General features: G+C 72.9%; 3 protein-coding genes. 1 reads left to right on the forward strand and 2 read right to left on the reverse strand.

Translation table 11 applies throughout. From position 1 onward, the window contains the following. A partial coding sequence (locus AOK09_RS17065; protein ID WP_245687327.1) for an APC family permease occupies positions 1 to 1,437 on the reverse strand: 1,437 nt, incomplete at its 3' end. 292 nt (positions 1,438 to 1,729) lie between these two features. Here AOK09_RS17065 and AOK09_RS17070 point away from each other — a divergent pair. Beyond that, entirely contained in the window at positions 1,730 to 3,427 is a 1,698-nt protein-coding gene (locus tag AOK09_RS17070) for a DUF2079 domain-containing protein (RefSeq protein WP_245687328.1), read from the forward strand. A gap of 23 nt (positions 3,428 to 3,450) precedes the next feature. Here AOK09_RS17070 and AOK09_RS17075 read toward each other — a convergent pair whose 3' ends face one another. Further along, the gene (locus AOK09_RS17075; protein ID WP_055588072.1) at positions 3,451 to 4,854 is read right to left on the reverse strand and encodes a penicillin-binding transpeptidase domain-containing protein; all 1,404 of its coding nucleotides are present in this window, start codon (positions 4,852 to 4,854) and stop codon (positions 3,451 to 3,453) included. Positions 4,855 to 4,856 lie beyond the last annotated feature (2 nt).

Here is a 4,856-nt window from a genome sequence, read left to right on the forward strand (position 1 = left end):
GTCCTGGGGGCTGGGGTCGCGGGCCCGGTCGAGCCGGGAGTGGCGGATGCCGTAGCCGAAGTAGACGACGGCGGCGCCGGCCACCCAGATCCCGAAGAGGGTGAAGGTGACCCCGTGCAGCCCCTGGATCAGGTACAGGCAGAACCCCACGCTGACCAGCGGCACCACCGGATAACCCGGGACCTTGAAGCCCCGGTCCAGACGCGGGGCGGTGCGGCGGAGCACCATCACACCGACGGAGACCACGGCGAAGGCGACCAGGGTGCCCATGCTGGTGAGGTCGGCGAGCACGTCCAGCGGGACGAAGGCGCCCAGCAGCGCGACCCCGGCGCCCACCACCACGGTGTTCCACACGGGGGTGCCGGTACGGGCGGAGACCCGGGCGAAGCGGGCCGGGAGCATGCCGTCGCGGCCCATGGAGTAGAGGATCCGGGTCTGGCCGTAGAGCACCACCAGGGTGATGCTGAAGATCGACACGATGGCGCCCAGGGCGAACATCACCGACGGCCAGCTGGAGCCGGTGACGTCGCGGAGGATCTGGGCCAGGCCCGCCTCCTGGCCCTTGAACCGCTGCCACGGCTGGGCGGCGACGGCGGTGACGGCGACGCCGACGTAGAGCAGGGTCACGACCAGCAGGGAGATGATGATCGCCAGCGGCATGGTGCGCCTGGGGTCCCTGACCTCCTCGCCCGCGGTGGAGACCGCGTCCAGGCCGATGAAGGAGAAGAAGATCGAGGAGGCCGCCGCCCCGATGCCGCCGATGCCGAGCGGGGCGAAGTCGCTGAGGTTCCCGGACCGGAACCCGGTGAGGCCGACGCAGACGAAGAGCACCAGGACCACCAGCTTGATGCCGACCATGACGGCGTTGACCCGGGCCGACTCCCTGGCTCCGCGGATCAGCAGCAGGCAGCAGAGCGCCACCAGCACCACCGCGGGCAGGTTGAAGTAGCCGCCGTGGCCGGGCGGCCGGGAGATGGCGTCGGGGATGGTGAAGCCGAAGACGTCGCGGCAGAACTCATTGAGGTACTGGCCCCAGGTCACGGTGATCGCCGACGCCGACACCCCGTACTCCAGCAGCAGGCAGGCGCCCACTCCGAAGGCGACGGCCTCGCCGAGCGTGGCGTAGGCATAGGAGTAGGAGGAGCCGGAGACCGGGATCGCCGAGGCCAGCTCGGCGTAGCACAGGGCGGTGAGCCCGGCGGTGATCGCGGCGATGACGAAGGAGACCACCACGGCCGGGCCGGCCTCCGGCACCGCGGAGCCGAGCACGAAGAAGATGCCGGTGCCCACCGTGGCGCCGATGCCGATGCAGGAGAGCTGCCACAGGCCGATGGAACGGCGCAGCCGCTCCTCTCCTCCGCCACCGCCCTCCGCGATCAGTGCGGCGACGGGCTTCCGCCGCAGCATGCGTGCGCCCAGGGTGGTGTTGCCTGCCAAAACGTCGTCCTTCGTGAGGTGGGTGGCCGACCGGCGGGAGGGGACGGTAAGCCGCGAAAGCACCGCTGTCGTGATCAAAGCCGCTGATACCCACGTTGTACGAATCGTCGCATGCAAACCCGGCCGATCGGACATTGCCCCCCATCACGCCCTCCTCTGCCGCAGTCGGCCGGCCCGGTGGAGGGGGCTGCTAAGTTACTGGCGCCGAGCAGCGGTACCCGTCAGGAGACCGGACGTATGGCCGAGTGGAACATGTGGCGCGGAGAGAGCTCGATGAGGTCCGGCAGGTGGCATGTCCCTGCCTGACAGCGCCGCCCGTGACAGCGCCGCCCCGGACTCCGCTCCGCGGGATCCCCTCGCCCCCGACCGCGCCGCACCCGGCCGCACCGCGCCACCGCCGGGACGGATCCCGCGACCGCGGCGGCGGACGCCGCCCGCCGAGCACACACCCGGACCCTCGCTGCGGCGCTGCATGGTCACCGCGGCCCTGTGCTTCGCCGTCACCGCCGCGATCGGGCTCCAGTCCTGGGTGACCGGCCGGGTCGGCGGCTTCGACCTGGGGATCTTCGACCAGGGCATCCGCAGCTACGCCCACTTCCAGCTGCCCCACTCGGAGATCAAGAACTACCACCACAACTTCCCGGCGGGCTTCTCCCTGCTCGGCGATCACTTCTCCCCGATCCTGGTGCTGCTCACCCCGCTCTACTGGATCTGGGACGACCCCCGGATGCTGATCCTGGCCCAGTCCGCGCTCTTCGCCCTGGGGGTGCCGGTGGTCAGGAGGATCGCGGCCCGCTGCCTCCGTTCGACACGCCTGGCCACCCCCCGGGCCGTGGACGCGGCCGGGCTGCTCTACGCCGTCGGCTGGCCGCTCTGCATCGCCGCCAGCACCGGCTTCCACGAGGTGGCCTTCGCGGTCCCGCTGACCCTGCTGCTCCTGGAGCGCGGCATGGCCCGCCGGTACCGGTCCGTCGCCCTCTGCGCGGTGCTGCTGCTCTGCACCAAGGAGGACCTGGGCCTGCTGGTGGGCGCCTTCGGTGCGGTGCTGGCCGTCCGCTCGCGCCGCCCCGGGGACGGTCCCGGCCGGGCCATGGGCGTGGCTCTCCTGCTCCTCGGCCCGATCTGCTCGCTGGCCACGATCCGCTGGGTCATCCCGGCCCTCGGCGGTGAGCCCGGCTACTACTGGAACTACGGAAGTCTCGGCCCGGACGCAGGCTCCGCCCTGGCCAGGGTCGCCGCTGATCCGGCGCTGCTGCTGCAGGCCGCCACCACCCCGCTGATCAAGCCCGCGCTGCTGCTCTGGCTGCTCGGCACCCTGGTGCTGCTGCCGCTGGGCTCGCCCACCGTCCTGATGGCGGCGCCGCTGCTGGCCGAACGGCTGCTCTCCGACAACCCCAACCACTGGCCGGTCACCCACCACTACGACGCCTTCCTCTGGCCCGTCCTGCTGGTCGCCGCGCTGGAGGCGGTGGGACGCTGGGGCCGCACCGGCCGCCCGCGACTGCGCCGGGCGGCCCGTGTGCTGGGCATCGGCGCCGCCCTGTGCAATCTGGTGGCCACCTCCTGCCTGGGCCTCTACGGACTCGCCAACCCCCGGATCTGGTCGCCCCCCGCAGACCGCAGGGCACTGATACAGGCGGCCGCCCTCATCCCCGACGGCGCCTCGGTGGAGGCGGACAACAATGTCGCCCCCCATCTCACCGCCCGCGCCGACGTCGTCATCGTCGACGCCGTCCCGCACGGCCGGGAGTACGTCCTGATGCGCAGCGGCGTCCGCGCCTTCCCCTTCGCCACCGTGGAGGAGCAGCAGCAGCGGATCCAGCTGCTGCTGGGCCACGGGTACACGGCGGTGTGGAGCCGGGACGGCGCGGTCCTGCTGCGCCGGACGACGACCGAGCCCATCCCGGGCATGACCACCCCCGGCGTCGACGGCGAGCCCACCCGGGACGTCGCACCCCCGGACGTGGGACGGAACCTCTTCCGCGGCTGACCCCCGGCCGGAGCGCGCCGGCGTCAGCCGCCCTTCAGCACCGCCTCCATCACCGCCCTGGCGACCGGCGCGGCCAGGCCGCCACCGCTGATGTCGGCCCGCCCGGCGTCGCTGTCCTCGATCACCACCGCCAGGGCCACCGCGGGCGCCGCGCCGTCCCTGCCCGCATAGCCGATGAACCAGGCGTACGGGGTGCCGCGGTTCTCCAGGCCGTTCTGCGCGGTTCCGGTCTTGCCGCCGACCACCGCGCCGGGGATCTGCGCATTGGTGCCCGTCCCCTCGGCGACCACGCCCTCCATCATCGACCGCAACTCGGCGGCGACCCGCGCGTCCACCGCCTGCCGGTAGGCCTTCTCCGACAGCAGGGCGACGGCGGTGCCGTCGGACCTGGTGAGCCGGTCCACCAGCCGGGGCCGCATGATCCTGCCGCCGTTGGCCACCCCGGCCGCGACCATGGCCATCTGCAGCGGGGTGGCCCGGGTGTCGTACTGGCCGATGGACGACAGTGCCAGCCGGGCCGGGTCCATCCGGGTGTCGAAGACGCTGCCCGCGACACCCACCGGGATGGTGAGGTGCGGGTCGTTGAAGCCGAACGCCTCGGCCTGCCGCACCATCCGGTCCAGGCCCGCCTCCACACCCACCTTGGCGTAGACGGTGTTGCAGGAGCGGATCAGGGCGAACCGCAGGGTGGCGTCCAGGCAGCCGGGTGCCTCATTGGTGAGCTCCCGGTCCGAGTTCGGCAGCCGCAGCGGCTCGGGGGTGTCGGTGGGGGCGTCCGGGTCGGCGCCGGCGGTGAGCGCCGCCGCCGCCGTGACCACTTTGAAGGTCGAACCCGGCGGATAGGTCTGCCGCAGCGCCCGGTTCAGCATCGGCTGCAGCGGGTCGGCCTGCAGCCGGCCCCAGGCCCTGCGGTCGGCGTCCGACGATCCGGCGAAGCTCCCGGGGTCGTACGAGGGGGTGCTCACCAGTGCCAGGACCCGCCCGGTGGCGGGTTCCACCGCGGCGACCGCGCCCCGCTTGCCGTCCATCGCCTTCAGGGCGGCCCGCTGGGCGGCGGCGTCGATGGTGGTGACCACGTTCCCGCCGGGCTGCGGTCTGCGGGTGAGCGCGCTCCACGGGGCGAAGCCGGCCAGCCGGGGATCGGTGCCCGAGAGCACCCCGTCCTCCACGCCCTCCAGCAGGGAGTTGCCGTAGATCTGCGAGGAGTAGCCCGTCACCGCTGCGTAGAGCGGACCGTCGGTGTAGGTGCGCCGGTACTTCAGCATCCGTCCGGTGGCCCGGGAGCCGGTGATCCGGCGGCCGTCGACCAGGATGTCGCCGCGCGGCCGGGCGTAGCGCTCGACGGTCGCCCGGCGGTTGGCCGGGCTGGCGTCGTACCTCCCGGCCCGCAGCACCTGCACCAGGGTCGCCTGCACCAGCAGCGCCACGA

Source organism: Peterkaempfera griseoplana (assembly GCF_001418575.1).
Classification (GTDB): Bacteria; Actinomycetota; Actinomycetes; order Streptomycetales; family Streptomycetaceae; genus Peterkaempfera; species Peterkaempfera griseoplana.